This is a genomic window from Acinetobacter sp. MB5 (assembly GCF_003261585.1).
Classification (GTDB): Bacteria; Pseudomonadota; Gammaproteobacteria; order Pseudomonadales; family Moraxellaceae; genus Acinetobacter.
This window is the reverse complement of record NZ_POVU01000037.1, coordinates 1-5,645: the sequence shown is the minus strand read 5'-3', so window position 1 is coordinate 5,645 and position 5,645 is coordinate 1. Positions and strand designations below refer to the sequence as shown.

The window sequence follows — 5,645 nt, the reverse complement described above, 5'->3', positions numbered from 1 at the left end:
AGAAGATCATTAAGAGAATTGGAAGAACAACTTGTGTGGATTTTTACTAGTTGATCAGTCGAATATATATTTCATTGATTGAATTGGTAGAAATTTCTCGAAGTTTATTTGAGCGAATTTTTAGTCAGTAAGATTAATGAGCCAGATTTAGTACTTTTAGTAAAGTACAAATGATTTTAAACTGAAGAGTTTGATCATGGCTCAGATTGAACGCTGGCGGCAGGCTTAACACATGCAAGTCGAGCGGGGAAGGGTAGCTTGCTACCTGACCTAGCGGCGGACGGGTGAGTAATGCTTAGGAATCTGCCTATTAGTGGGGGACAACATTTCGAAAGGAATGCTAATACCGCATACGTCCTACGGGAGAAAGCAGGGGATCTTCGGACCTTGCGCTAATAGATGAGCCTAAGTCGGATTAGCTAGTTGGTGGGGTAAAGGCCTACCAAGGCGACGATCTGTAGCGGGTCTGAGAGGATGATCCGCCACACTGGGACTGAGACACGGCCCAGACTCCTACGGGAGGCAGCAGTGGGGAATATTGGACAATGGGGGGAACCCTGATCCAGCCATGCCGCGTGTGTGAAGAAGGCCTTTTGGTTGTAAAGCACTTTAAGCGAGGAGGAGGCTACTTAGATTAATACTCTAGGATAGTGGACGTTACTCGCAGAATAAGCACCGGCTAACTCTGTGCCAGCAGCCGCGGTAATACAGAGGGTGCAAGCGTTAATCGGATTTACTGGGCGTAAAGCGCGCGTAGGCGGCTAATTAAGTCAAATGTGAAATCCCCGAGCTTAACTTGGGAATTGCATTCGATACTGGTTAGCTAGAGTGTGGGAGAGGATGGTAGAATTCCAGGTGTAGCGGTGAAATGCGTAGAGATCTGGAGGAATACCGATGGCGAAGGCAGCCATCTGGCCTAACACTGACGCTGAGGTGCGAAAGCATGGGGAGCAAACAGGATTAGATACCCTGGTAGTCCATGCCGTAAACGATGTCTACTAGCCGTTGGGGCCTTTGAGGCTTTAGTGGCGCAGCTAACGCGATAAGTAGACCGCCTGGGGAGTACGGTCGCAAGACTAAAACTCAAATGAATTGACGGGGGCCCGCACAAGCGGTGGAGCATGTGGTTTAATTCGATGCAACGCGAAGAACCTTACCTGGCCTTGACATACTAAGAACTTTCTAGAGATAGATTGGTGCCTTCGGGAACTTAGATACAGGTGCTGCATGGCTGTCGTCAGCTCGTGTCGTGAGATGTTGGGTTAAGTCCCGCAACGAGCGCAACCCTTTTCCTTATTTGCCAGCGAGTAATGTCGGGAACTTTAAGGATACTGCCAGTGACAAACTGGAGGAAGGCGGGGACGACGTCAAGTCATCATGGCCCTTACGGCCAGGGCTACACACGTGCTACAATGGTCGGTACAAAGGGTTGCTACACAGCGATGTGATGCTAATCTCAAAAAGCCGATCGTAGTCCGGATTGGAGTCTGCAACTCGACTCCATGAAGTCGGAATCGCTAGTAATCGCGGATCAGAATGCCGCGGTGAATACGTTCCCGGGCCTTGTACACACCGCCCGTCACACCATGGGAGTTTGTTGCACCAGAAGTAGCTAGCCTAACTGTAAAGAGGGCGGTTACCACGGTGTGGCCGATGACTGGGGTGAAGTCGTAACAAGGTAGCCGTAGGGGAACCTGCGGCTGGATCACCTCCTTAACGAAAAGACGGATTGATTGGTAAGAATCCACAACAAGTTGTTCTTCTAAGATGTATCTGAGGGTCTGTAGCTCAGTTGGTTAGAGCACACGCTTGATAAGCGTGGGGTCACAAGTTCAAGTCTTGTCAGACCCACCAAGTCTAAGGCTGAGATTGAATAAATTGAAGTTACAGAAAGAAGATACATTATTAATGATATAAGCTGGGGACTTAGCTTAGTTGGTAGAGCGCCTGCTTTGCACGCAGGAGGTCAGGAGTTCGACTCTCCTAGTCTCCACCACGAATTCTGAAGTTTAGAGTTTAAGCTAAAGATTACAGAATTTAGTAAGAGAAAAACCAAAAGGTTTTATTTTATTAACTTCTGTGATTTAAGTATCACGGTATTAGTGTGATCCGACGAGGACACATTAACTCATTAACAGATTGGTAAAATTGAGTCTGAAATAAATTGTTCACTCAATTCAGAAGACAGTAGCAAGCAATTGTGAAAGTTGAATGAATATGAGAACTAGCAAATTAACTGAATCAAGCGTTTTGGTATATGAATTAGATTGAAGCTGTACAGTGTTTAAATACACGAAACAACAAGCTGAATGAGTAAGTGAGAGATCATAAACTCTGTTGCTACACCAACTTGTAGGTGTAACGACTGTTTGGGGTTGTATAGTCAAGTAATTAAGTGCATGTGGTGGATGCCTTGGCAGTCAGAGGCGATGAAAGACGTGATAGCCTGCGAAAAGCTTCGGGGAGGCGGCAAATATCCTGTGATCCGGAGATGTCTGAATGGGGGAACCCACCTACCATAAGGTAGGTATTGCATGATGAATACATAGTCATGCAAGGCGAACGAGGGGAAGTGAAACATCTCAGTACCCTTAGGAAAAGAAATCAATTGAGATTCCGTCAGTAGCGGCGAGCGAACGCGGATCAGCCCATTAAGTTATCTAAGTTTTAGTGGAATGCTCTGGGAAGTGCAACCATAGCGGGTGATAGTCCTGTACACGAAAGGGCTTAGATAATGATGTCGAGTAAGGCGAGGCACGTGAAACCTTGTCTGAATATGGGGGGACCATCCTCCAAGGCTAAATACTCCTGACTGACCGATAGTGAACCAGTACCGTGAGGGAAAGGCGAAAAGAACCCCTGTGAGGGGAGTGAAATAGATCCTGAAACCGCATGCATACAAGCAGTGGGAGCACCTTCGTGGTGTGACTGCGTACCTTTTGTATAATGGGTCAGCGACTTATATTCAGTGGCGAGGTTAACCGTATAGGGGAGCCGTAGAGAAATCGAGTCTTAATAGGGCGTTTTAGTCGCTGGGTATAGACCCGAAACCGGGTGATCTATCCATGAGCAGGTTGAAGGTTGGGTAACACTAACTGGAGGACCGAACCCACCGTCGTTGAAAAGCCGGGGGATGACTTGTGGATAGGGGTGAAAGGCTAATCAAACTCGGTGATAGCTGGTTCTCCCCGAAAGCTATTTAGGTAGCGCCTCGGACGAATACCATAGGGGGTAGAGCACTGTTTCGGCTAGGGGGTCATCCCGACTTACCAAACCGATGCAAACTCCGAATACCTATGAGTACTATCCGGGAGACAGACTGCGGGTGCTAACGTCCGTAGTCAAGAGGAAAACAATCCAGACCGCCAGCTAAGGCCCCAAAATCATAGTTAAGTGGGAAACGATGTGGGAAGGCATAGACAGCTAGGAGGTTGGCTTAGAAGCAGCCACCCTTTAAAGAAAGCGTAATAGCTCACTAGTCGAGTCGGCCTGCGCGGAAGATGTAACGGGGCTAAAACTATGTGCCGAAGCTGCGGATTTACGCTTATGCGTAAGTGGTAGGGGAGCGTTCTGTAAGCCGATGAAGGTGTGTTGAGAAGCATGCTGGAGGTATCAGAAGTGCGAATGCTGACGTGAGTAACGACAAAACGGGTGAAAAACCCGTTCGCTGAAAGACCAAGGGTTCCAGTCCAACGTTAATCGGGGCTGGGTGAGTCGACCCCTAAGGCGAGGCCGAAAGGCGTAGTCGATGGGAAATTGGTTAATATTCCAATACTTCTGTGTAATGCGATGAGAGGACGGAGAAGGTTAAGTCAGCCTGGCGTTGGTTGTCCAGGTGAAAGACAGTAGGCATGCATCTTAGGCAAATCCGGGGTGCTTTATGCTGAGAGTTGATAGCAAGCTGTACTTGTACAGTGAAGTGGCTGATACCATGCTTCCAAGAAAAGTCTCTAAGCTTCAGTTACACAGGAATCGTACCCTAAACCGACACAGGTGGTCAGGTCGAGTAGACCAAAGCGCTTGAGAGAACTCTGCTGAAGGAACTAGGCAAAATGGTACCGTAACTTCGGGAGAAGGTACGCTGCTGATGGTGATGGGACTTGCTCCCTGAGCTGTTGGCAGCCACAGAAACCAGGCCGCTGCAACTGTTTATTAAAAACATAGCACTCTGCAAACACGAAAGTGGACGTATAGGGTGTGATGCCTGCCCGGTGCTGGAAGGTTAATTGATGGGGTTAGCGTAAGCGAAGCTCTTGATCGAAGCCCCAGTAAACGGCGGCCGTAACTATAACGGTCCTAAGGTAGCGAAATTCCTTGTCGGGTAAGTTCCGACCTGCACGAATGGCATAATGATGGCGGCGCTGTCTCCAGCAGAGGCTCAGTGAAATCGAAATCGCTGTGAAGATGCAGTGTACCCGCGGCTAGACGGAAAGACCCCGTGAACCTTTACTGCAGCTTGACATTGAACTTTGACCTTACTTGTGTAGGATAGGTGGGAGGCTTTGAAGTTGGAACGCTAGTTCCAATGGAGCCGTCCTTGAAATACCACCCTGGTAATGTTGAGGTTCTAACTCTGTCCCGTTATCCGGGACGAGGACCATGTCTGGTGGGTAGTTTGACTGGGGCGGTCTCCTCCTAAAGAGTAACGGAGGAGTACGAAGGTGCGCTCAGCGTGGTCGGAAATCACGCGTAGAGTATAAAGGCAAAAGCGCGCTTAACTGCGAGACCCACAAGTCGAGCAGGTACGAAAGTAGGTCTTAGTGATCCGGTGGTTCTGTATGGAAGGGCCATCGCTCAACGGATAAAAGGTACTCTGGGGATAACAGGCTGATACCGCCCAAGAGTTCATATCGACGGCGGTGTTTGGCACCTCGATGTCGGCTCATCTCATCCTGGGGCTGAAGCAGGTCCCAAGGGTATGGCTGTTCGCCATTTAAAGAGGTACGCGAGCTGGGTTTAGAACGTCGTGAGACAGTTCGGTCCCTATCTACCGTGGGCGCTGGAAATTTGAGAGGATCTGCTCCTAGTACGAGAGGACCAGAGTGGACGAACCTCTGGTGTACCGGTTGTGACGCCAGTCGCATCGCCGGGTAGCTATGTTCGGAAGGGATAACCGCTGAAAGCATCTAAGCGGGAAGCCTACCTCAAGATAAGATTTCCCTAGGACTTTATGTCCTCTAAAGAGCCGTTCGAGACTAGGACGTTGATAGGTTGGGTGTGGAAGTACGGTGACGTATGAAGCTGACCAATACTAATTGCTCGTGAGGCTTGACTATACAACACCCAAGCAGTTGTATATAAAGCTTAAATCGATTCATAAAAGATCAGTTAAACCTGATCTGAAACAAAGAACTTGATTTAGTAAACGCTAGAACATAAAATTCGACTCAGTTAACCAATCCGTTAATAACTCATTTGGTACGAAGTAAGGCAAACACTGTGAATATCACAATGTGAATAAGACCCGAACAAGTCCATAACAGTTGTGCTGGCGACAATAGCAAGAGTGAACCACCTGATCCCTTCCCGAACTCAGAAGTGAAACCTCTTAGCGCTGATGGTAGTGTGGGGTTACCCATGTGAGAGTAAGTCATCGCCAGCTCATTATTCAAAGCACCCCAATCTCTATAGAGGTCGGGGTGCTT

The 5,645-nt window shown here is 48.4% G+C and carries 2 tRNA genes and 3 rRNA genes; all 5 read left to right on the top strand.

The features are described from left to right. Positions 1-178: 178 nt before the first annotated feature. The 5 genes from C1A47_RS17425 (at position 179) to rrf (ending at position 5,602) form a co-directional block, all read left to right on the top strand. A 16S ribosomal RNA gene (locus tag C1A47_RS17425) occupies positions 179-1,716 on the top strand. Positions 1,717-1,777: 61 nt separating this feature from the next. Beyond that, a tRNA-Ile gene (locus C1A47_RS17420) sits at positions 1,778-1,854 on the top strand. Positions 1,855-1,920: 66 nt separating this feature from the next. Continuing rightward, a tRNA-Ala gene (locus tag C1A47_RS17415) sits at positions 1,921-1,996 on the top strand. 385 nt (positions 1,997-2,381) lie between these two features. Then, positions 2,382-5,276: ribosomal RNA gene (locus C1A47_RS17410) — 23S ribosomal RNA — on the top strand. Positions 5,277-5,487: 211 nt separating this feature from the next. Further along, positions 5,488-5,602, top strand: a 5S ribosomal RNA gene (gene rrf / locus C1A47_RS17405). The 16S, 23S and 5S rRNA genes sit together here with 2 tRNA genes alongside, the layout of an rRNA operon. Positions 5,603-5,645 lie beyond the last annotated feature (43 nt).